Source organism: Aquitalea pelogenes, from assembly GCF_001515305.1.
GTDB lineage: Bacteria > Pseudomonadota > Gammaproteobacteria > Burkholderiales > Chromobacteriaceae > Aquitalea > Aquitalea pelogenes.
On record NZ_LNQV01000003.1, the window covers coordinates 113,079 to 135,995 of the forward strand.

General features: G+C 58.7%; 22 protein-coding genes. 7 read left to right on the forward strand and 15 right to left on the reverse strand.

The window, feature by feature from the left end:
• Positions 1–62: 62 nt before the first annotated feature.
• The 4 genes from AWT75_RS02280 to AWT75_RS02295 all read left to right on the forward strand — a co-directional run bounded on the left by AWT75_RS02280 (position 63) and on the right by AWT75_RS02295 (position 6,413).
• On the forward strand, positions 63–2,363 hold the full coding sequence (locus AWT75_RS02280; RefSeq protein WP_062786845.1) for a DNA translocase FtsK: 2,301 nt from the start codon (positions 63–65) through the stop codon (positions 2,361–2,363).
• Positions 2,364–2,433: 70 nt separating this feature from the next.
• The gene (gene hemH, locus AWT75_RS02285) at positions 2,434–3,522 is read left to right on the forward strand and encodes a ferrochelatase (RefSeq protein ID WP_062786848.1); all 1,089 of its coding nucleotides are present in this window, start codon (positions 2,434–2,436) and stop codon (positions 3,520–3,522) included.
• Positions 3,523–3,715: 193 nt separating this feature from the next.
• Positions 3,716–4,933: a branched-chain amino acid ABC transporter substrate-binding protein gene (locus AWT75_RS02290; protein WP_045846930.1), complete on the forward strand. Its 1,218-nt coding sequence runs from the start codon at positions 3,716–3,718 to the stop codon at positions 4,931–4,933.
• Positions 4,934–5,210: 277 nt separating this feature from the next.
• Positions 5,211–6,413 carry a branched-chain amino acid ABC transporter substrate-binding protein gene (locus tag AWT75_RS02295; protein ID WP_062786851.1) on the forward strand — a complete coding sequence of 401 codons (1,203 nt, stop codon included), beginning with the start codon at positions 5,211–5,213 and terminating at the stop codon, positions 6,411–6,413.
• Positions 6,414–6,478: 65 nt separating this feature from the next.
• Here the strand turns inward: AWT75_RS02295 and AWT75_RS02300 are convergent, their stop codons facing one another.
• Genes AWT75_RS02300 through AWT75_RS02310 form a run of 3 tightly spaced genes read right to left on the reverse strand, consistent with a single transcriptional unit; the run spans position 6,479 to position 8,418 of the window.
• Complete coding sequence (locus AWT75_RS02300) at positions 6,479–7,291, reverse strand: crotonase/enoyl-CoA hydratase family protein (protein ID WP_062786854.1); 813 nt, start codon at positions 7,289–7,291, stop codon at positions 6,479–6,481.
• Positions 7,292–7,303: 12 nt separating this feature from the next.
• On the reverse strand, positions 7,304–7,783 hold the full coding sequence (locus tag AWT75_RS02305) for a DUF4442 domain-containing protein (RefSeq protein WP_239689427.1): 480 nt from the start codon (positions 7,781–7,783) through the stop codon (positions 7,304–7,306).
• Positions 7,784–7,827: 44 nt separating this feature from the next.
• Positions 7,828–8,418, reverse strand: coding sequence for a TetR/AcrR family transcriptional regulator (locus tag AWT75_RS02310; RefSeq protein ID WP_062786936.1), 591 nt, complete (start codon positions 8,416–8,418; stop codon positions 7,828–7,830).
• Positions 8,419–8,535: 117 nt separating this feature from the next.
• Between AWT75_RS02310 and dapF the strand changes: the two genes are divergently transcribed.
• The 3 genes from dapF to AWT75_RS02325 are packed head-to-tail and all read left to right on the forward strand — an operon-like array spanning position 8,536 to position 10,617.
• Positions 8,536–9,366 carry a diaminopimelate epimerase gene (dapF, locus tag AWT75_RS02315; RefSeq protein WP_045846925.1) on the forward strand — a complete coding sequence of 277 codons (831 nt, stop codon included), beginning with the start codon at positions 8,536–8,538 and terminating at the stop codon, positions 9,364–9,366.
• A gap of 37 nt (positions 9,367–9,403) precedes the next feature.
• Complete coding sequence (locus AWT75_RS02320) at positions 9,404–10,051, forward strand: DUF484 family protein (RefSeq protein ID WP_045846924.1); 648 nt, start codon at positions 9,404–9,406, stop codon at positions 10,049–10,051.
• The gene (locus tag AWT75_RS02325; protein ID WP_062786860.1) at positions 10,048–10,617 is read left to right on the forward strand and encodes a hypothetical protein; all 570 of its coding nucleotides are present in this window, start codon (positions 10,048–10,050) and stop codon (positions 10,615–10,617) included. Before AWT75_RS02320 ends, AWT75_RS02325 begins: the two co-directional genes overlap by 4 nt.
• Positions 10,618–10,685: 68 nt before the next feature.
• Here AWT75_RS02325 and aroF read toward each other — a convergent pair whose 3' ends face one another.
• The 12 genes from aroF to AWT75_RS02385 all read right to left on the reverse strand — a co-directional run bounded on the left by aroF (position 10,686) and on the right by AWT75_RS02385 (position 22,912).
• Complete coding sequence (gene aroF, locus AWT75_RS02330; RefSeq protein ID WP_062786863.1) at positions 10,686–11,705, reverse strand: 3-deoxy-7-phosphoheptulonate synthase; 1,020 nt, start codon at positions 11,703–11,705, stop codon at positions 10,686–10,688.
• 78 nt (positions 11,706–11,783) lie between these two features.
• Entirely contained in the window at positions 11,784–12,362 is a 579-nt protein-coding gene (locus AWT75_RS02335; protein ID WP_082695903.1) for a hypothetical protein, read from the reverse strand.
• A 36-nt stretch (positions 12,363–12,398) separates the two neighbouring features.
• On the reverse strand, positions 12,399–12,980 hold the full coding sequence (locus AWT75_RS02340) for an LOG family protein (RefSeq protein WP_045846920.1): 582 nt from the start codon (positions 12,978–12,980) through the stop codon (positions 12,399–12,401).
• A gap of 68 nt (positions 12,981–13,048) precedes the next feature.
• Positions 13,049–14,122: a prephenate dehydratase gene (pheA, locus tag AWT75_RS02345; RefSeq protein ID WP_045846919.1), complete on the reverse strand. Its 1,074-nt coding sequence runs from the start codon at positions 14,120–14,122 to the stop codon at positions 13,049–13,051.
• Positions 14,123–14,126: 4 nt separating this feature from the next.
• Complete coding sequence (locus tag AWT75_RS02350) at positions 14,127–14,714, reverse strand: O-methyltransferase (protein WP_062786866.1); 588 nt, start codon at positions 14,712–14,714, stop codon at positions 14,127–14,129.
• 126 nt (positions 14,715–14,840) lie between these two features.
• On the reverse strand, positions 14,841–16,064 hold the full coding sequence (locus tag AWT75_RS02355; RefSeq protein ID WP_062786939.1) for an MFS transporter: 1,224 nt from the start codon (positions 16,062–16,064) through the stop codon (positions 14,841–14,843).
• Positions 16,065–16,192: 128 nt separating this feature from the next.
• Complete coding sequence (gene serC, locus AWT75_RS02360; RefSeq protein WP_062786869.1) at positions 16,193–17,278, reverse strand: 3-phosphoserine/phosphohydroxythreonine transaminase; 1,086 nt, start codon at positions 17,276–17,278, stop codon at positions 16,193–16,195.
• Between the two features lie 62 nt (positions 17,279–17,340).
• Positions 17,341–17,781, reverse strand: a complete 441-nt coding sequence (locus tag AWT75_RS02365; RefSeq protein ID WP_045846915.1) for a PaaI family thioesterase — start codon at positions 17,779–17,781, stop codon at positions 17,341–17,343.
• Positions 17,778–18,128 (reverse strand): PaaI family thioesterase, encoded by a 351-nt coding sequence (locus AWT75_RS02370; RefSeq protein WP_239689428.1) that lies wholly within the window; start codon positions 18,126–18,128, stop codon positions 17,778–17,780. The genes AWT75_RS02365 and AWT75_RS02370 overlap by 4 nt, the downstream gene beginning before the upstream one ends.
• A 112-nt stretch (positions 18,129–18,240) precedes the next feature.
• The gene (gene gyrA / locus AWT75_RS02375) at positions 18,241–20,913 is read right to left on the reverse strand and encodes a DNA gyrase subunit A (RefSeq protein ID WP_062786872.1); all 2,673 of its coding nucleotides are present in this window, start codon (positions 20,911–20,913) and stop codon (positions 18,241–18,243) included.
• Between the two features lie 275 nt (positions 20,914–21,188).
• Positions 21,189–22,001 (reverse strand): hypothetical protein, encoded by an 813-nt coding sequence (locus AWT75_RS02380; RefSeq protein ID WP_153013211.1) that lies wholly within the window; start codon positions 21,999–22,001, stop codon positions 21,189–21,191.
• The gene (locus AWT75_RS02385) at positions 21,998–22,912 is read right to left on the reverse strand and encodes a YaiO family outer membrane beta-barrel protein (RefSeq protein ID WP_062786879.1); all 915 of its coding nucleotides are present in this window, start codon (positions 22,910–22,912) and stop codon (positions 21,998–22,000) included. Before AWT75_RS02385 ends, AWT75_RS02380 begins: the two co-directional genes overlap by 4 nt.
• Positions 22,913–22,917: the final 5 nt, after the last annotated feature.

The window sequence follows — 22,917 nt, forward strand, 5'->3', positions numbered from 1 at the left end:
AAGCGCGCCAAACGGCCTTGTCAGGCTATAATCACCCCCTGTCCTAGCCTTAAACGAGAAAAATGCGACTTTTCAAAAGAAAGGCCGTCGTCAAGAACAGCCAGACACCACTGCCCCCCAAGCTTGCCAGCCTGCTGCGTGAAGCATGGTGGTTGCTGATGGCAGTGGCTGCGGTCTACCTGGTACTGGTATTGGCCAGCTATTCACCGCAAGACCCTTCCTGGTCGCACAGTTCATCTGACCCCACGGTACGTAACTACGGCGGTGCCTTTGGTGCCTGGCTGTCCGACATGCTGCTGTATATCTTCGGCTTGTCAGCCTGGTGGCTGGTGGTGTTCTGCCTGGTTGCCATTGCCTGGGGCTACCGTCGCATGGAAACCCTGGGGTTTCGCCTGAATCCGATGACGCTGGCGGCCATGGGTGGCTTTTTCCTGTTGCTGCTGTCCAGCGCCAGTGTTGAAGGCATCGTGCTGGCGGGCAAGCAGCTCAATCTGCCGTTGTCCCCTGGCGGCATGCTGGGCCACTGGCTGGGCAAGGCGCTGGCGCATGGGCTGGGACAATCCGGCGCTTACCTGTTGCTGTCGGTAACGGCAGCTATCGGGTTTTCACTGTTTACCGGCCTGTCCTGGCTGGACATCATGGAAAAAATCGGCGGCACGCTGGAAGATGGCGTGCTCAAGGTGTGGCATGCCTGGCAGGCCCGCAAGGACCGGGAAATCGGCCGCGAAACGGCGCAGCAGCGTGAAGTCAAGGTCAGCAGCGAAAAGAAAAAGCAGGAAGACAAACCTCCAGTGCGCATTGAAGCCACAACGGCCGAGATTCCGGTGTCGCCCAAAGCACAAAAACCGGTACAGCAGTCACTGTTTGCCGACCCGAACAGCGGCGAGCTTCCCGGCCTGAGCCTGCTGGAAGCCCCCAAAGACCAGCACGAGCCGGTTTCTGCCGAGACCGTCGAGTACACCTCCCGCCTGATCGAGCGCAAGCTGGCCGACTTTGGCGTGGACGTCAAAGTGATTGCCGCCTACCCCGGCCCGGTGATTACCCGTTACGAAATCGAACCGGCCGTGGGTGTCAAGGGCGCACAAATCGTCAACCTGATGAAAGACCTGGCTCGCGCGCTGTCACTGGTCTCGGTGCGGGTGGTGGAAACCATTCCGGGCAAGACATACATGGGCCTGGAGCTACCCAACCCCAAACGGCAGATCGTCCGCCTGTCGGAAATCATCGGCTCGGATGGTTACCAGAACATGAGTTCCCGCCTGGCCATCGCCGTCGGCAAGGACATTGCCGGTCAGCCGGTGTCGGTGGACCTGGCCAAGATGCCGCATGTACTGGTGGCCGGTACTACGGGCTCAGGTAAATCGGTCGCCATCAATGCGATGATCCTGTCCTTGCTGTACAAATCCACCGCACGGGAAGTCCGTCTGATCATGGTAGACCCCAAGATGCTGGAGCTGTCGGTCTACGAAGGCATTCCGCACCTGCTGGCACCAGTGGTGACCGACATGAAGCAGGCCGCCAATGCGCTTAACTGGTGCGTCGGTGAAATGGAACGGCGCTATCGCCTGATGTCCAAGCTGGGGGTGCGCAATCTGGCCGGTTACAACCAGAAGATCAAGGACGCGGAAAAGACCGGCGAGAAGATTCCCAATCCTTTCAGTCTTACGCCTGAAACACCAGAACCGCTGGATACCCTGCCCCTGATCGTGGTGGTGATTGACGAGCTGGCCGACCTGATGATGGTGGCGGGCAAGAAAATTGAAGAGCTGATTGCCCGGCTGGCACAAAAAGCCCGTGCCGCAGGCATTCACCTGATTCTGGCCACCCAGCGCCCGTCGGTTGATGTGATTACCGGCCTGATCAAGGCCAACATCCCCACCCGAATCGCGTTTCAGGTTTCCAGCAAGATCGACAGCCGTACCATTCTGGACCAGATGGGCGCAGAAACCCTGCTCGGTCAGGGCGACATGCTCTACCTGCCGCCTGGCTCCGGCTACCCGAACCGGGTACATGGTGCGTTTGTGGCCGATGAAGAAGTCCATCATGTGGTGGAATTCCTGAAAACCACCGGCGAGCCGGATTACATCGAAGGCATACTCAGCGGTCAGGCCGAAGCCGATGAAGCAGGTGTGCCCGCTGGCGGCGATGTGGATGGCAGCGGTGAAGCCGATCCGCTGTATGACGAAGCCGTGGCCATCGTGGTCAAAACCCGCAAAGCGTCCATTTCTTCGGTACAGCGCCATTTGCGCATCGGTTACAACCGCGCTGCCCGTCTGATCGAGCAAATGGAAATGGCAGGCCTGGTTTCTGCAATGGAAACCAATGGCAACCGCACGGTGCTGGCACCAGCACGCGACGACTAATCTGTAATCAACTTTTCAGACTGCCGGCCCGGTGCCGGCAGTCACAACCTGTACAGGTAGCGAGAACCCCATGTCCGGATACCTTCCAGAACCACCTTTCAGCCACGACCAACAAGCCCGCATCGGCATTCTGCTGATCAATCTGGGCACACCCGAAGCACCCACCGCCCAGGCGGTACGCCCTTATCTGAAGCAGTTCCTGTCCGACACCCGTGTCATTGAAATCCCCAAGGCCATCTGGTGGCTGATCCTGAACGGCATCATCCTCAACACCCGTCCGAAACAGTCGGCAGAAAAATATGCCAGCATCTGGCGGCCGGATGGTTCGCCCTTGTTCACTTACACCCGCAAACAAACCAGCCTGCTCAAAGGCCTGTTGGGTGAGCGGGGGCTGCGCAATGTGGTGGTGGATTTCGCCATGCGTTACGGCCAGCCTTCGGTCGAGTCGGCCATCATGAAAATGCGCGCCCAGGGTGTGGACCGGCTGCTGGTGATTCCGCTCTACCCGCAATACGCCAGTTCATCCAGTGCAACGGCGCTGGATGATGTCTACCGGGTACTGATGAAGCTGCGCAACATGCCGGAATTGCGCACCGTGCGTCACTTCCACGATGACGCGGCGTATATCGACGCACTGGCACACAAGGTGCAAGCGCATTGGCAAGTGCATGGTCGCCCGGAAAAGCTGTTGATGAGCTTTCACGGTGTGCCCCGCTTCACCCTGGAAAAGGGTGACCCCTACCACTGCGAATGCCTGAAAACCGGACGCCTACTGGCAGAAAAGCTGGGATTGAGCCGGGAACAATATGTGGTGAGTTTCCAAAGCCGTTTTGGCCGGGCGGAATGGATCCAGCCTTATACCAGTGCAACGCTGGAAAAACTGGGTAAAGAAGGCTGTAAACGGCTGGACGTGATTTGTCCGGGATTTGTCGCAGACTGTCTGGAAACGCTGGAGGAAATAGCCATGGAAGGCAAACACACCTTCCAGCAAGCCGGTGGAGGGGATTTCCGCTACATCGATTGCCTCAATGATGACCCGCAGTGGATTGCAGCGTTGGCAGGCATTGTGGAGAAAAATATCCAAGGCTGGCAGGAAGTTATAGAACAAGATGCCACAATGCGCCAGCAGCGTGCGCAAGCGCTTGGTGCAGCCCGTTGAAGGGATAAAAAATAATTTGTCCGCCAATGAATAAACCCCGTTGACACCCGCGCAAACTGCTCCTCATAATCAGCGCAGCTGGTGGCCATTCCATAAGAATGGCCTGAATCAGTAAAGGGTAAAGTCTGAATTTTAATCAGGCTGCCCGCAGAGATCGCCAAGTCTACATAGATAAGATCAGGGGAAATAAAATATGAATAAGTATGCTCGTCTGAGCCTCATCGCTGCCGCTGCCATGACCCTGGCTGCTTGTGGCAAACAAGAGCAACCGGCTGCTGGTGCAGCTTCTGCTCCTGCTGCTGCCGCAACCGGCGGTGACGTTACCGTCAAGATCGGTCAAGTATCCCCCATGTCCGGCCCGATTTCGCATCTGGGCAAAGACAATGAATTTGGCGCCAAGCTGGCCATTGAAGACCTGAACGCCGAAGGCGTTGAGATCGGTGGCAAGAAAGTCAAATTCGAACTGGTTTCCGAGGATGACCAGGGCGATCCGAAAATCGGTACCCAGGTTGCCCAGCGCCTGGTAGATGCTGGTGTTGTTGGCGTGGTAGGTCACCTGAACTCTGGTACCACCATCCCGGCTTCCAAGATCTACTCCGACGCCGGCCTGCCGCAGATCTCCCCGTCCGCTACCAACCCGGACTACACCAAGCAAGGCTTCAAGACCACCTTCCGCGTGATTGCCAACGACGTACAACAAGGTACTGCGCTGGGTCAATTTGCTGCTGATGGCCTGAAAGCCAAGAAGGTTGCCATCATTGACGACCGTACTGCTTATGGTCAGGGTCTGGCTGACGAGTTTGAAAAAGCCGTCAAGGCCAAGGGTCTGGAAGTGGTGAAACGTGAATTCACCACCAACACCGCAACCGACTTCAACGCCATTCTGACCTCCATCAAGGCCACCAAGCCGGACGTCATCTTCTACGGCGGCATGGACGCACAGGCTGGCCCGCTGGCCAAGCAAATGGACCGTCTGGGCATCAAGGCCAAGCTGATGGGTGGTGACGGCTGGCAGACTCCGGAATTCATCAAGCTGGCCGGCTCCGCTTCTGAAGGTCAATACTCCTCCAGCTGCGGCGTTCCGCGCGACAAGATGCCGGGTTTTGCTGCCTTCAACGACAAGTTCAAGGCCAAGTTCAACACCGAAGTACAAATCTACGCACCGTATGAATACGATGCCGTACGTGTACTGGTTGATGCCATGAAGCGTGCCAAGTCCACCGATCCGAAGGTATACCTGCCTGAAGTCGGCAAGACCGACTACACCGGCGTGACCGGCAAGATTGCCTTTGACGACAAGGGCGACATCAAGAACGGTGCCGTTACCGTTTACCAGGTCAAGAACGGCAAGTGGGAAGTGGTTTCCACCGTGGGTGGTAGCGCTCCGGCAGCAGCCAGCGCAGCCCAATAATCCTTGCTTCATCCCCGAAAAAGCGCAGCCTAGGCTGCGCTTTTTTTGTTTCTGCTGCCGCCAGGCTCGGACAAACCGGCGCTAATCTGATATGGATCAGCCACAAAGGTTGACGAAATGCTGCAGAACAACAAAAATGGGCGGGTCAGTGGCGTCGATTGTATCCAGTCAGCGCCATCAACAGACCCCACCACCCCCGGGGTGTGCTGACATGAAATGCCAAAAGCTTTCGTGGCGAATGACCCTTATCCAATTCTAATTAGACCAGGGCATTTCCATGTATCTCCCACGTATTACCCTTATCGCCGCCGCCGTACTGGCGCTGACTGCCTGTAACAAGCAAGACGCTGCCGCCCCGCAACAAAACGCATCTGCCGCTGCTGGCGCAAGCGATGCTGTCGTCGTGAAGATTGGCTCTGCCAATCCGCTGACCGGCCCGTTTGCACACTGGGGCCGTGATGCCGACAACGGCGTCAAGCTGGCTGCCGAAGAAGCCACTGCTGAAAACCTGAAACTGGACGGCAAGCCGGTCAAGTTTGAAGTGGTTTCGGAAGATGATCAGGCTGACCCGAAAACCGCCACCCAGGTAGCGCAACGCTTTGTCGACAACAAGGTTGCCGGTGTAATCGGCCACCTGACCTCCGGTGCAGCCATTCCGGCATCCAAAATCTATTCGGACGCAGGCATTCCGATGATTGCCGGTTCGGTGACCAGCCCCAAGTTCACCGAGCAAGGTTTCAAGAACACCTTCCGCATCATTGCCAATGACCAGCAGCAGGGACAGGCGCTGGCCAAATTTGCCGTGAGCGACCTGAAGCGCAGCCGCATTGCCATCATTGATGACCGCACCACCTATGGACAGGGCCTGGCAGATGACTTTGCCAAATCGGTAGAAGCTGCCGGCGGCAAGGTGATCAAGCGCGAATTCACTACCAACAGTGCCACCGACTTCATGTCCATCCTTACCTCCATCAAGGGTGAAAAGCCGGATCTGGTGTTCTACGGCGGCATGGACGCGCAAGCCGGTCCGATGGTCAAGCAGATGCGCAAGCTGGGCATCACCGCCGACTACATGGGTGCTGACGGTGTGAATACCGCTGAATTCGCCAAACTGGGTGGCAAGGACGCCGAAGGCAGCTATGCCTCCAGCGCCGGCGCTCCCAAGGAAAGCATGCCCGGTTTTGCGGCATTCAACGACAAGTTCAAGAAGCGCTTCAATACCGACATCCAGGCCTACGCACCGTACACCTACGATGCTACCCGCGTGATGATCGAAGCGATGAAGCGCGCAGGCTCGGCCGACCCGGCCAAGTATCTGCCGGAAATTGCCAAGACCAAGCTGCAAGGCGTTACCGGCGATATCGCTTTTGATCCCAAGGGCAATATCGTCAACGGCACTGTTTCCCTGTATCAGCTGAAAAACGGCAAGTGGGAATCGGTGGCCAAGCCTGCCGCAACGGCAGCCAGCGCAGCACAATAAGCGCGATCCTGATCCAAACAAAAACGGCAGCCACAAGCTGCCGTTTTTGTTTATGGCCCACTGGCTCAGTCGCGGAAGCTTGCCGTCTGCCGCGTCATCGACGCCATGGCTGCCTTCTGGATGTCTTCCGACAGCAGCATGGCCGCATTCCAGGTGGCGACCTGATTCAGGCTGTCCGCCACGCTGTGATCGCGCGAGTAGTTCAGCATTTCCTTGCTGCCACGCACAGCCAGCGGCGATTTGCTTGCTATCAGCGCCGCCGTTTCCAGCGCAGCTGCCAGCACGCTATTGGCATCAGGCAATACACGATTGACCAGGCCAAAGCGCAGTGCCTCTTCTGCCGTGACATCCCGGCCGGTAAGCGCCATTTCCCTGGCAATCCCCTGCCCGACCACGCCAGGCAAGCGCTGCAAGGTACCAACGTCGGCCACCATGCCGATATCCACTTCGCGCACGGCAAATACCGCATCTGCTGCAGCAAAGCGGAAGTCAGCCGCCAGCGCAATATCCAGCCCGCCGCCAAGGCAGGCACCATGAATGGCGGCCACCACCGGTTTGCGACAGCGCTCCAGGCTGGATACATTGTCCTGTAATTGCAAAATCAGTCGACGCAGTTTCTCGCGCTGACGTCCTTCGCATTCGTCGGCAATGGCACCCTGAATGCCCAACAGCATGGACAGGTCGATCCCGGAACAGAAATGCCTGCCCTGCCCGGCCAGCACCACCGCGCGCACCGCAGGCTCGGCATCTGCCCACTCCATAACCGATTGCAGCTCCTGCCACATGGTCTGGTTCAATGCATTGGCCTTGTCCGCGCGATTAAAGCGCACCAGTGCCACCTTGCCCTGCAATTCAACGTCAAAAGTCTGCCATTGCATGCCTGGGCTCCTTTATTGGGGGCGTTTTTTGGGCACCCAGGCCCACACCATTTCGCAGACCACCGGCGATTCGCCCGATGCGTCCGTCACCGTGACATCCACCAGCACATCACCCTTGTCGGTGGTGTACATGCTGCGGATCTGCTCGTCCGTCAGCGTGGCCACCGCCCGCATGTCGCCCTGCGCGCGCTTGACGTAATTCACCTTCATCGACTTGAGCAGCATCAGCTTGTCATCCGGCACGTTCATGCCCACCACAAAGCCGCTAGCCGTTTCGGCCAGCAGCGCCATGGCGGCGGCATGCACGCCCTTGATATGGTTTTGCACCTTGCGCCGGTTGCGGATGGAAACAGTCAGGCGGGTATGCCCTGTCTGTTCAAAGCGAATGCCGGACGTGGCCAGAAACGGCACAAAGCGACCGAATAACAAGGAAAGCACCGTACTGCGCAGGCCGACTGGCAGTCTGCCCACTTTGTCGGCAATGCGACTCATGCTGTTTTTCTGATAATCCATGCGTGTTAGCCCTCTGTTTTATGTCATGGAAGTGGAACATCCAGGCCCAGCAAGGCCCGAATCTGGATTTTCAATACATCGATCACCGCCTGGTCGGTACGTGCCAGTTGCAAGCCTCCCTGCAAGGCTGCCAGCATCAGCAGGCCCATGGCTTCCGGCGTGCCGGCATAACGCATACTGCCATCGGCGCGTCCGCGTGCGGCAATGCTGACCGCCCAGTCACGCATTTCATCGACAAAGGCATTGGCTTCCTGCTGCATTTCTTCCGGCAGGGTCTGGTATTCGGTCGTCAGGATGCCGCTGGGGCAGATTTGCTGATCACGCTCGAAATAGGCATCGGTCAGGGTGTAGTACTGCTCCAGCTGCTGGGCAGGAGTCAGGGCCAGTTGCGCTTCGACAAAACGCTGAAAGCGGCGACGGTAACGCTGGATCAGCGCTACGCCAAGATCGGTTTTTTTGGGATAGTGATAATGGATGGCGGCGTTGCGCACACCCAGTGCCGAGCTGATGTGCTGGTAGCTGAAGGCGTTATAACCACGCGTCAGCAACAGCTCCTCGGCAATGTCGAGAATGCGTTTGCTGGTATCGGTTTTGGCATCGGCGGCAGTTTTCATCAGCAAACTTTACTTACTGGTTAGTAAGGTGTCAATCGGATGGCTCAGCGCTGGACAGGCATGGCATATCGGTTATGATGGACGGTATTTGGCCAACCCTGAGACCGGACTTTTCCGATGCGACTCAAATTCAGCAAGATGCATGGCCTGGGCAATGACTTCATGGTAATTGACGGTGTCAGACAAACCGTCTCCCTCGATACCGACAGAATCCGCCAGCTTGGCAACCGCCACTTCGGCATTGGCTTTGACCAGCTGCTGCTGGTGGAATCCCCCCAGGAAGAAAACAACGATTTCCGCTATCGCATTTTCAATAATGACGGCAGCGAAGTGGAACAATGCGGTAACGGCGCACGCTGTTTTGCCAAATTTGTCTGCGACCAGAAACTGACCAACAAGAAAGCCATCCGGGTTGAAACGGCCAAAGGCGTGATCATTCCGGAATACCTGGGCCAGAACCAGGCTGTGGTTGATATGGGTGTGCCGCGCTTCCGTCCGCTGGAGATTCCTTTTGTTGCAGAAGGCGAAGCCATCACCTACCCGCTGGATACCGGCGGTTACAGCTGCGACATCAGCGTGGTTTCCATGGGGAACCCGCACGCAGTGCAGGTGGTCGATAGTGTCGATACTGCACCGGTGAAAGAGTTGGGCGCACTGATCGAAACCCACCACCGCTTCCCGGAAAAGGTGAATGCCGGGTTCATGCAGATTGTTTCGCGCCATGAAATCCGCCTGCGTGTGTTTGAACGTGGTGCGGGCGAAACCCTGGCCTGCGGCACCGGAGCTTGTGCCGCGGTGGTGTCTGGCATCCGTCGCGGCTTGCTGGATAGCAAGGTGCTGGTGCATACCCGTGGCGGCGATCTGCAAATCGAATGGCATGGCGAAGGCCAGCCAGTGCGCATGACCGGCCCGGCCATGACGGTATTCCAGGGTGAAATCGAAGTCTGACTGATCGGTACACAGGCACACTACAAGGAGAATGTTGATGCAAAGCGATGAGGTTCTGGCCTTTCTGGATACGCACCCGGACTTCCTGCAGCACCATGCCGACCGCTTTGGCCTGCGCAGCCCGGCCACGCAGGACCGGGTGGTGGTTTCACTGGCTGACAGACAGATGCTGGAACTGAAGGACCGTAACCGTCAGCTGGAAGCGCGTCTGCATCAACTCATCCTCCATGGCGAAGCCAATGATCAGATCATTCACAGCGCCCACCGCCTGTCCCTGGTACTGCAACGCTGCCTGAACCTGCAGCAGGTGGTGGATGGGCTGGCCAGCTGCTTCAAGCAGGACTTTTCGCTGGACCGTATGGCCTTGCGCCTGTGGCATCCGGCGGCCGAATCCTCTCCGCTCTACAATGCACGTCACGAAGTGCAGGCCCTGGCCCGCAACCTGTCTGCACCCTACTGCGGCCCCTATGTCAATGACGAAGTCCTGGGCTGGTTCCCAGCCACACCGGTACTGCAATCATTCAGCCAGATTCCGCTGACCGATGTCAGTGGGGCGCGCTTTGGTCTGTTGGTCTTGGCCAGTGACGATGCGCAGCGCTTCACCTTCGACATGCACACCCACTATCTGGCCCAAATGGGCGAAATCATTTCCGCCGCACTGCTGCGCGTATTGGGACAAGCATGACGGCAACCCTTGGAGGCTGGCTGCTGATCCTGTTGCTGCTGGCATATCTCCTGCACATACTCTGGCGTCAGATTGCAGCACGCAGCCCGGTCGCCATTGCCAGTTTCATCGCCGCGTATTTCGTACTGGCTGCATTTTTCCGCCTGAGCGAACCCTACACGCCGCTGCGCCCGGTCTGGCTGCCCTTTGTCTATAGCTACAGCTGGCTTGCCATTGCAGCAGCGCTCTGGTTGCCCGCCAGCGCCTGCCCGACCCGTCGCGGCTTATTGCTGCCTGCAGAGTCGCCGCGTATCGCTGCCCTGCTGGTTTCACAACTGTGCTTTACCCTTGGCAGCCTGCTCACCGCTCCTGCACTGGAATGGCGCCCAATGGCAGCTTACGTGATGCTGCCACCACTGATGGCCGTGCTCAGTTATCTGCTATACCGGGTGTTTCTGTTTTCCCTGCAGCGGAGCAAGGGTGGCATATTGAGCTGGCGCTTGTTGCTCATCGGGACAATCGCCGCACCGATAACCAGCATGTGGCTGGGAGGCTGGATTGCGCCCATCCTGCTGGGTTGGACCTGATCGCACACAAGTAAAAAACCGGCAGAAGCCGGTTTTTTTATTATCTTGCTGATGAGGAACGGTGCTACTCAGGCAAGGCTGCGGCCGAGCGCCCCGGTCAGTACTGACAGCTGTTGCATCAGCTGGCTGAATTCAAGCGGATTTAACGCCTGCTCGCCATCACACCATGCATTGGCCGGGTCCGGGTGGATATCCAGCATCAGGCCATCCGCCCCGGCTGCCAGTGCCGCCCTGGCCAGTGAAGCTACCATCCATGCCTTGCCTGCAGCGTGACTGGGGTCGACCATCACCGGCAGGTGGGTTTCCCGCTTCATCACGCTAATGGCCGACAGGTCCAGCATGTTCCGGTAAGAAGTTTCAAAGCTGCGCACGCCGCGCTCACAGAAAATGATGTTGTGGTTGCCACCGGCTGCAATGTATTCGGCAGCCATCAGCCATTCACTCAGGCTTGAAGACGGCCCGCGCTTCAGGATCACCGGCTTGTTGATACGCCCCACTTCCTTGAGCAGGCCGACATTCTGCATATTGCGTGCGCCGATTTCGATGACATCGACGTCATGCTCAAGAAAGGTGTCCAGCAGGCGCACATCCAGCAATTCGCTCACCATGGGCAGGCCCTGACGGCGCGCCTCCTGCTGCAGGATATCCAGTCCCTCCACGCCAACGCCCTGGAACGCATAGGGGCTGGTGCGCGGCTTGAACGCACCGCCGCGCAGCATTTTGCCGCCATGCTGACGCACCATTTGCGCGGACAGCGCCATCTGCTCCGGCGTTTCCACGGCGGCCGGGCCGGCAATCACATGAATGGCCGGGCCGCCGATGGACAGCCCTCGCACCTGCACCACACTGTCGGCAGGATGCACTTCGCGCGAGACAATGCGGTACTCCTTGACTACCCGCATCGCCCGCTCCACACCCGGCAACAGGGCAAAGGCATCCGGGCTGAATACCCGCTCATCCCCGACTGCGCCGATGATGGTGCGCTCGGTCCCGCGCGAGACGTGCTCGCTCAAGCCGGCAGCGCGAATCTTGTCCACCACCGCCTGAATGTGTTCATCCTGTGCGAAACGGTTCATCACGATAATCATGTTTATTTCCTGGCGATGGGATTGGTCTGGCTGTTATCGAGCCAGATTTTAGCAGAAGCAAGTCATGGGTACGGGCAGCTATTTACGCAAATGCTGCCATTGGCGGGACATGCGCCGCCCAAGGCGGGACCAGACCGAAGAGCGCCGCAGCCTGGTGCGCACGGCATCCAGCAAGCGATGGGCAGCCTGCCAGGCAGGTGATGCGACAAGGCGATCGTGTATGTAGTTTTTGAAGCGCATGAACAGCTGATAGGCACGGGCAAACCACTGTACGCGCATCAGCTGACCGCGGGTGAGGCTGAACAGCCGTGCAGCCACCGCGGTTCCCAGCAGCTTGGCCAGCAGAATAACCAGCAGGCCAAGTACGGCATGGCCGCGGCTGATCAGCAAGACTGCGGCCAGTTTGACCGGCAACAGCCCCAGCACCGGCAACAAAAACAGGCTGAGCGCCACCGGAGGTGTGGCACGTGCCACAGCAGCCTCCAGCTGACGCAGTACCGGCCAGCGGCCCAGCCGGGCCAGCAAGTCCGACAATTCGTCCCAGGCGAATTCTTCAAAAGCAATCAGCAAGGCTGCCAGCAGCACCAGCGGGCCTGTCAGCAAGCGACGCAAGCGCCAAAGCAAGGTTTTACACGTTGTCACATGGTCATCATTCATGTCGAAACCCCTGGGACGATGTCATGCCAGATGGGGTCAGGTCTTCGCCAGATCAAGCCATTTGGCGGTCTGTTTTGGCTGGTAAGCGCGCATGGCTTGCAATAACTGCCCGATATCGGCCGAATGACTGAACAAGTCCATATTGCCCTGCGGTACAAAGCCTTCCGTTACAGCATGGCGGCTGAGTGCCAGCAGCGGTTGGAAGAAACCAGCAATATCCAGCAGGCCTACCGGTTTGTCGTGTACCGACAGTTGCGCCCAGGTCAGGATTTCAAACAGCTCGTCAAAGGTGCCAAAGCCGCCGGGCAAGGCAACAAAGCCGTCAGACAGTTCCGCCATCATGGCCTTGCGCTGGTGCATGGTTTGCGTGACATGCAATTCCGTGAGCCCAAGATGGGCAACTTCCTTGGCCTTGAGGAATTCCGGAATCACCCCGATCACCTTTCCGCCAGCAGCCAGCGCGGCATCGGCAGCTACGCCCATCAAGCCCACCTTGCCGGCACCATACACCAGGGTGATGCCCTCTTCTGCCAGCGTGCGGCCAAATGCGGCAGCTGCGGCTTGGTATTCAGGACGTGTTCCTTTATTCGAACCACAAAACAGACACAGGGACTTCATCAACACTCTCCAAAAAGAATAAAGCCGGGTGGATGTCTCCAGCCCGGCTGTACTGATTACAGCAATTTTTACAGCACTGCTTGCGGATAGGAACCAAGCACTTTGACAAAGGAAGTCCGCTCGGAGAGGCCGGCCAGCGCAGTCGCGACATTGGCATCGTCGTGATGCCCTTCCATGTCGATAAAGAAGACGTAATCCCACAAACCGGCACGCGACGGGCGCGATTCGAACTTGGTCATCGATACGCCGTTGTCTGCCACCGGTGCCAGCAACTGATGTACCGCACCCGGTCGGTTGGGTGCAGCCACCACGATGGAGGTCTTGTCCTGACCGGTCACGCCAACTTGCTGATTGCCCAGTACCAGAAAACGGGTGGTGTTGTTCGGTTCGTCTTCGATGTTTTCCGCCAGCTTGACCAGGCCATAGCGCTCCGCCGCAGCCTGACCAGCAATGGCAGCGGCATTGGCATCCTCACCTGCCAGGCGGGCAGCCTCGGCATTACTGGCCACAGACACCCGTTCAACATGTGCTGGCAGGTTCTTGTTCAGCCATTCATGACATTGCGCCAGTGCCTGGGCATGGGCGTACACCCGGGTGATGCCGTTCATGCCTTCCTGTTTGCGCAGCAGGTGATGATGAATACGCAGCACCACCTCACCGCAAATGCGCAGCGGGCTGCTGACCATCAAGTCCAGCGTGCGGCCAACCGCACCTTCGGTGCTGTTTTCTACCGGAGCCACCACATAATCCAGCGTGCGGGACTCCACCAGGCGGAAAGCCTCATCCACCGAGGCGCAGGCTACCGTACGCGCAGCATGGCCAAAGTGCTTGATGGCAGCCAGTTGGGTGAAGGTGCCTTCCGGTCCCAGATAGGCAATGGACAAAGGCTTTTCCAGCGCCAGGCATTCGGACATCACCTCGCGGAACAGGCGGGCCACGCTTTCATTTGGCAAGGGGCCCGGATTGAGCTGCTGGATGCGGCGGAGCACCTGCGCCTCACGCTCCGGACGGTAGATGATGCCACCACCCTTGATTTCACCGATTTCACGGGCATGACTGGCGCGGCTGTTCAGCAGGTGGAGGATCTGGGCATCGATGGAATCGATGGCATCGCGATGTTGCTTCAGCAGTTCTTCTGACACGTAATCAATCTTTCACTATGACAAACTGGCCTTTTCCAATCTGGTAAGTTTCCGCGAGATAGCCTTCCGTCGCAAGCACCAGTCGAATGAAATCTGCACATTCAGCCGCATGCGACAGGACATTATCCACCACGATCAGGCCGCCACGCCGCAGAATCCTGCACAAATCAGGCCAATAATCCATGTATCGGCTGCGATCTGCGTCCAGAAACACCACATCCACGCTGCCGTCAGCGGCTTCACGCAAGTAGGCAGAGGCGTCCTGACAAAGCAGCTCCACCTTGTGTTGCAAGGCAAATTCCTGCAAATGCTGGGCAGCTTGCTGCTGTTTGGCCGGCAAAATGTCCAGACTGGTGACCCGGCCATCCCGGTCGCGCAAGGCCAGCGCCAGCCACAGGGTGGAATAACCGTTGGAGGTGCCAATTTCCAGCACATGCTGTGGATTGGCATGCCGCAACAGCTGGTAGAGGAAGCGCCCGGTATCCGGCGTGATGAACAGGTTTTTCAGTGCGCGTTCGGTGGTGACGGCATCGTGATGCTCACCATCTTCCCAGATGGCATTCAAGCGGGCAAACAGTTCGGTACTCAGCATGCAAGCTCCTGACGCTTCAAAAACAGGCGGTTATCAAGTCGGAAAATGCCATGACAAAGCGTGGCTGCTGATACATCAACAGCAGTATCACCAGCAACAGGCCCAGCACGGCATACAAAACGGTTTTCATGCAGCAGCCTTCTCGGCGAAAGCAGCAGATGCCTGCTCGCGGATCGGCAGGTTGGCCAGCGCGGCCAGCACGCCCAGCACAATGGCAATGCCCCATACGATGTTGTAATTGCCATTCAGATCGTACAGCTTGCCTCCCAGCCACACTCCAAGAAAACTGCCCACCTGGTGTGAGAAAAACACTGCTCCTGACAGCATGCCAAGGTGTTGTACGCCAAACTGGCTGGCAATCACGCCGTTGGTCAGCGGTACGGTGGACAGCCATAAAAAGCCCATGACTGAGGCGAATACCAGCACAGACGTCACCGACAACGGCAGAACCAGGAACAGGCCGATGGCAATGCTGCGCGCCAGATAAATGCCGGCCAGCAAGGGCGGCTTGGCAAAGCGGCTACCGGCTTCACCGAAGATGAAGGTGCCAAAGATGTTGAACAGACCGATCAGCGCCAGCGCCAGACTGGCGATATTGCCGCCCATTCCATGGTCTCGCAGATAGGCAGGCAGATGCACGCCAATGAATACCACCTGAAAGCCGCAGACAAAATAACCCGCCATCAGCAGGCGGAAGCCTTTTTCGGTCCAGGCGCGGGCAAAGGTATGCAGCATACCTTGCAGCAGGTGCGCATGAGCCTGTGGTGTGCCGGTTTGCGGCATGGCCTCTGCCTGTCTGGTCAAGGCACGGCCCAGCGGCAGCATCAGCAGCGCACAGCCACCCAGTACCAGCAAGGAGGGCAGCCAGCCCATGCCGTCAATCAGCGAACGCTCGATCGGAACCATGGCAAACTGACCGAATGAGCCGGCAGCGGCTGTCAGGCCCATGGCGCGGGAGCGATAAGCAGCGGGTACGGTACGGCCCAGCACGCCAAAAATCACGCTATAAGTGGTACCGGACAATGCCAGCCCCAGCAGGACACCGGCTGACAGGGAAAACAGGACGGGCGTGGCCGATACCGTCATCAGCAGCAGACCAAGAGCATACAGCAGGCCGCCCCCCAGCAGCACCTTGCCCGGTCCGTGCCGGTCGGCCAGGGCGCCGGCAAAGGGCTGCGCCAGGCCCCAGATCAGGTTCTGCATGCCCAGTGCAAATGCGAAGCTTTCGCGGGTCCAGCCAAAGGCGCTGGTCATGGGCGGCATGAAAAAGCCGAAGCCATGGCGGATGCCCATGGCCAGTGAAACGATGAGGCCGCCCGCAAGCAGCAAGCGTTGAATGGAGCGGTCCATGGAATGATTTCCGATATTGTTATGGTCATCCATCATAAAACCGCAACGCACAAGAAAAAACCCGTGTTGGCCACGGGTTTTTGCACACAGTGTAATGCAGGCAGAACAATCAAGCTGCCAGCTCCGCCTTAGCCGTTCTGGCGGGCGAAGTCCTGCATGAAACTGGCCAGTGCCTTCACGCCTTCAATCGGCATGGCGTTGTAAATGGAGGCACGCATGCCGCCAACCACGCGGTGGCCCTTGAGCTGGATCAGTCCGTTCTTGCGTGCTTCCATCATGAAGCTCTCTTCCAGTGCCTCGTCCTTCAGGCGAAACACCACATTCATGCGCGAACGGAAGGGTTCATCGATATGGGTGGTATAGAAGCCTTCGCTGGACTGGATGGTGTGATACAGCAGGCCGGCTTTTTCCGCATTGCGGCTTTCCATGCCCTTCACCCCGCCCTGCTGCTTCAGCCACTTGAACACCAGACCGGCGATATAGATGGGGTAAGTGGCCGGGGTGTTGTACATGGAGTCGGCGTCAGCATGTACCTGATAGTTGAGCATGGTAGGCAGGTCGGCACGGGCGCGGCCCAGCAGGTCTTCACGCACCAGTAGCACCACCAGACCGGACGGGCCGATATTCTTTTGCGCGCCAGCATAGATCAGGCCGAACTTGCTGACATCCACTTCGCGCGACAGGAAGTCAGACGACATGTCACATACCAGTGGCACGCCCAGATCAGACGGGACAAAGGGGAATTGCAGGCCGCCGATGGTTTCGTTAGAGGTGTAGTGCAGATAGGCGGCGTTGGGGTCACGCTGCCAGGTTTCCTCTGCCGGCACATAGGCAAAGTTGCGGTCTTCGCTGCTGGCCACTACGTTGACATTGCAATAACGACGCGCTTCCTTGATGGCCAGCTTGGACCAGTGCCCGGTATTGACGATGTCGACCGACTGTTTGTCGCCCAGCAAATTGAGCGGCACCATGGAAAACTGCATGGAGGCGCCGCCTTGCAGGAACAGCACCTTGTAACCGGCTGGCACGTGCATCAGCTCGCGCAGATCCTGTTCGGCATCATGGATGATTTCCATGAATTCCTTGCCGCGATGGCTCATTTCCATCACGCACATGCCGGAGCCGTGCCAGTCCAGCATTTCACTTTGGGCTTGTGCCAGAACGTCGTGGGGCAAAACTGCCGGTCCGGCGGAAAAGTTATACACCTTGGCCATGTCTGTCCTCAGTCATTGCTTCAAACTTGCGGCATGACCAGATCAGGCCATGCCTGTGTGTGTCACTGCGTCAGCAGGAAATGGGCCCGTGCCACGGCCACCGGCTTGCGGCGGTCTTCTTGCCAGGCCTCTATCAATACATGTGCCACGCGCTTGCCCTGTTTGGTGATTTCACAGCGGGCAAACAGGGTTTGCGGTCGGCCGGAGCGCAGGTAGTCCAGCGAAAAATCGACAATCTTGGGTGCTTCCAGCGATTCGCGATGCCAGATCAGGTGCAGCAGCGCGGCATTCTCCAGAAAGCCGCCAATCAAGCCGCCATGCAGTGCCGGCAGGACGGTGTTGCCGACATTACGCTCGGCAAACGGTAGCTGGAATAGCAGCTCCCCTGCCTCGTCTTCCAGCATTTCCACGCCCATCAGCCGGGCATAGGGAATGGCGTCAATCAGGGCGGTGAAGTCCTTGGCGTCGCGCAGTGCGGCCAGCTTTTCCATGAAATCGCTCATGGTTTTGGTTCCTGCAACATCGAGGCGCGACTGGATTCACGCATGAAAGTGGCTACACCATGGGCAATCGGATCAGCAGGATCGTCGTGATAGCACACTGCGCGGGTGAAGGCGATCTGGCTGGCCAGGCGGTAACACTCCGCGCGGCAGTGAATGGCCTTGCCCGGTGTGGCTGCCTTCAGGTAGTCGATGCGCAGGTCCAGCGTGGCAATGGTTTCAAAATCCGGCAGACAGGCGGTGACCGAAACGGCACTGGTGGTATCCACCAGCGAGGTAATCACCCCGCCGTGGATGGTGCCGCTGGCGGGGTTGCCCACCAGGTCTTCCCGCCACTCCACCTTGAGCACCGGGCGGCGACCCTCGGTGCCCAGATACTGGAAACCAAGGGTGGCGCAGTGCGGGAGGAGACGAAGAGCTTGCTCATCGTCTCCAGCACCTGCGGATTGGCAGGGTTTGGCGTCATGCCTCGACGTCTCCGCCAGCGTCTTCAGTCGAAGCAGCAGTTTCGCCCTCTTCCACGGTTTCCTCGTCAGATTCGCCCTCTGCCACCTTTTCCAGGCCGATCAGCTTCTCGCCTTCGTCCAGGTTGATCAGGCGCACGCCCTGTGCCGAGCGGCCGGTTTCACGCACTTCGGATACCTTAGTGCGGATCAGTACGCCACCGGTGGTGATCAGCATCACATCGTCGCTGTCTTCCACCAGGCTGGCTGCCACCAGCTTGAGGCCGGTCTTGTCGGTCAGGTCCATCGCAATCACGCCCTGGGTGCCGCGGCTGGTATGACGGAATTCGCCGGTGCGGGTGCGCTTGCCATAACCGCCATCGCTGGCGGTCAGCACTTGCTGCTCTTCCGAATTGGTGACCAGTAGCGAAATCACCTGCTGGCCTTCGCCCAGCATCATGCCGCGCACGCCACCGGCGGTACGGCCCATGGCACGCACGTCGGTTTCGCTGAAGCGCACGGCCTTGCCGGCGTCGGAGAACAGCATGATCTGGTCGTTGCCGGAAGTCAGGGCGACGCCGATCAGGTTGTCACCTTCGTCCAGACGCACGGCGATGATGCCGGCGGTACGCGGACGGGAGAAGGCTTCCAGCGGGGTTTTCTTCACGGTGCCATTGGCGGTGCACATGAAGATGAACGGGCCCTTGGCCTTGAGGGCGGCGGCTTCGTCATCTTCGTTTTCGTCGCACACGGCTTCGGCATCAGTGAAGGCCTTGATCGGCAGCAGTGCGTTGATTTTCTCGCCATCGGCCAGCGGCAGCACATTCACCATCGGCTTGCCGCGGCTGTTGCGACCGCCTTGCGGCAGATCGTAAACCTTGATCCAGTAGCAACGGCCCTTGCTGGAGAAGCACAGCACGTAGTCGTGGGTATTGGCCACAAACAGGGTGTCGATGAAATCGTCATCCTTGGTGGCGGCAGCCTGCTTGCCACGACCGCCACGGCGTTGCGAGCGGTAGTCGTCAATCGGCTGAGTCTTGATGTAGCCGGTATGGGAGATGGTCACCACCATGTCTTGCGGGGTGATCAGGTCCTCGATATTGATGTCGCCACCGAACGGTTCGATTTCCGAACGACGTTCGTCACCGAACTGGGTCTTGATGGCAGAGAGTTCGTCACCAATGATCTGGTTGATGCGCTCCGGACGTTCCAGGATGTCGATCAGATCCAGAATGATGGCCATGATGTCGCGGTATTCGCCGACGATCTTGTCCTGCTCCAGGCCGGTCAGGCGTTGCAGACGCATTTCCAGGATGGCCTGGGCTTGCGCGTCGGACAGGCGATAGCCATCCGGGTGCAGGCCGAACTCGGCGTCCAGCCCATCCGGGCGCGCCTTGCTCTGGTCCACGCGGGACAGCATCTCTTCCACCAGCTCCGAGCGCCATGCGCGCGCCATCAGCGCTACCTTGGCAGCCGGCGGGGTTTCCGAGGCCTTGATCAGTGCAATGATGTCGTCGACATTGGACAGCGCAACGGCCAGGCCTTCCAGAATGTGGCCACGTTCGCGCGCCTTGCGCAGTTCGTAGATGGTGCGGCGGGTGACGACTTCGCGGCGGTGACGCAGGAATTCGTCGATGATCTGCTTCAGGTTCAACAGGCGCGGCTGGCCGTCGACCAGTGCCACCATGTTGATGCCGAAGCTGTCTTGCAGCTGGGTGAGCTTGAACAGGTGGTTGAGCACCACCTCCGGCATTTCGCCGCGCTTGAGCTCGATCACCACGCGCATGCCGGACTTGTCCGACTCGTCGCGCAGGTCGGAAATGCCTTCGATCTGCTTGTCACGCACCAGTTCGGCAATGCGCTCCAGCAGGCGCGACTTGTTCACCTGATACGGAATCTCGTCGACGATGATGGCCTGACGGTCACCCTTGCCGATGTCTTCAAAGTGGGTACGGGCGCGCATGATGACGCGACCGCGACCGGTACGGTAGCCCTCTTTCACCCCGGCGGTGCCGTAGATGATGCCTGCCGTCGGGAAGTCCGGTGCCGGAATGATGTCGATCAGCTCGTCGATGGTCATTTCCGGGTTGGCCAGCAGCGCCAGACAGCCGTCCACCACTTCGGTGAGGTTGTGCGGCGGGATGTTGGTGGCCATGCCTACGGCAATGCCGGAGGAGCCATTGATCAGCAGGTTGGGAATCTTGGCCGGCAGGATCAGCGGTTCGTGTTCGGAGCCGTCGTAGTTCGGCCCGAAGTCCACGGTTTCCTTGTCGATATCCGCCAGCAGTTCGTGCGCGATGCGCGCCATGCGGATTTCGGTGTAACGCATGGCGGCGGCGCTGTCGCCATCCACCGAACCGAAGTTGCCCTGGCCATCCACCAGCGGGTAGCGCAGGCTGAAGTCCTGCGCCATGCGCACGATGGTGTCGTAAACCGCCGAGTCACCATGCGGGTGGTATTTACCAATGACATCGCCCACGATACGCGCGGATTTCTTGTATGCACGGTTCCAGTCGTTGGAAAGTTCGTGCATGGCAAACAGCACGCGACGATGTACCGGTTTGAGGCCATCACGCACATCGGGAAGTGCACGACCCACGATCACGCTCATAGCGTAGTCGAGGTAGGAGCGGCGCATTTCCTCTTCGAGGCTGATTGGGATCGTTTCCTTGGCGAAAAGCTGATCTGTCATGGGTAAATGGCTATCTTTTCAGGAATCAAAAATAAGCTTCGATTCTACCACGTCCACCCCGTCAGCGCATGTCTTGTCGTGCGGCCTGCCCAGTGCCGCACCAGCCATCCAAGGCCTTGCCGGGAACTGCATGGTCATCCCCTTGCTGCTCAGTGACTTAGCGCGGTCGGTAAGGGAAAATTCACCGTGCCGACCGCGCCTGCAATGTAAAAACGGGCCACCATGCAAACATGGCAACCCGTCGGACAATGCAAGGCTGACCGGTATTCAGCGGCTCAGCTGGATTGATGTCCGCTGCCAAACTCCCAGCTCATGGCCCAGGCGTAGAAGGCAATCAGCATCATCACATTCAGCATCAGGCTGAACAGGATGAACAGCATGGGCATGAACATCAGCGAGCCGTAGTGCATGATGATGGCAGCCAGAAAATAATGCAGCGGCGCTGCCACCAGCAGATAGGCCATGGAAATCGCCGTCAGCAGGATCTTCTCCACGATGGGCTTGTTCAGGATGTTGAAGGTGATGCTGTGGATCCACGGCACCAGGAAGGTCAGGATCAACACCGTTTCCAGGCAGGTGTGGTGGTATTCCGGCAGCGAATGCGTGAAACCTGCCGGATACAGCGCAAAGAACAGGCAGGCGCTGCCATGCACGATGACAATCAGGCGCAGCACGTAGCGCATGGGCGTGTTTTCCTTGTTGATCAGGAAAGACAGCACCAGCAATACCACGCATGCCACGCAATTGAGCCACCACTGCCAGTAGCTGGGCACCGAGGCGGACAGCTCCAGCCAGGGCAAGGAAACCATCGGGTGCAGCGGCCAGCCGTCAATAGCCTGGCTGGACAGATCAGCCGGCACGCCGGTAAAGGCCACCGCCCAGGCGGTCAACGTCTGCCAGAACTGCATCACCTGCGGCAGGAAAGCCAGCAGGATCAGGTCAAACAGCAATGGCAGGCCGATGATCTCCACCCAGCGTACGCGGGTGAAGCGCTCGGTTCGCATGGCGCGATGGCTCTGGATGACACCACCGGCATAGCCGGTGCTGCGCATCGCATTGAGCAAGTCCGCGCGCTGTTTGAGACTCATGGCAGATCCCAGAACACGGCGGCGGAACCACCGGAGCGCTGGTAATACGTGCCGTGGTAATAATCCACCGTGGCATGCACACCCCAGTGCGGGCCGATCCATTCTTTCCAGCCCAGGCTGTAATACTGGCTGTCAAACACCTGTTGCGAGGCGCTGTTGCCAACCGGCATGTAACCTTCACTGCCGGAGTTGACCGACAGCACGATCTGACGCCAGCGGTCGCGACCATAGGTGACGGCACCATAGCCCTGGGTGGAAATGACACTGCCCGGATTGCTCAGGTTGCGGTGAATGCCGCCTTCGATAACCCATGGGCCGTCAAAGTAATAGATCAGGCCGGCGGTATAAACGCGGTCACTATAGCCCTGGCGGTTGTCGTTGTAGGCAAAGCCGAAAGTGGACACCAGATTGCGATCAGCCAGCCATTTGCGGTTAATGGCTGCGCCGTAGTGTTTGTCAGCCCAGAAAGTACCGGCACTGCTCTTGCCGAATTCCAGACGACCGAACCAGTCCTGGTTGATGTCATGGTTCCAGCCGCCATTGAACGACGTGCCGCTTTCCCCGAAGCGGTGGTCATTCTGCACGATCCAGTCGAATACATTGGCGGTGTCCGTCTGCCACACGCCGGAAACAAAGGCACTGTTCCAGTCGCCATTGCCACCGCTGACATGGTGACCGCCGCCACCCACTTCAATGCTGCGGCTCATGGAGTACGGACCAGCCACTTCCGGTGCCGCAGCGGTCTCGGGAGCCTCTGGCGCGGCAGCGGCTTCAGCCGCCGGTGCTGCCGCAGCTTCCGCTGCAGCCGGGGCAGCTTCGGCGGCCGGCATGGCGTCTTCCGCCATCGCCAGCGGCGTGCTCAATACGCTGGCAAGCAGCAAGGCATAGTGTTGTTGTTTGAGTTTCATCATTCCCC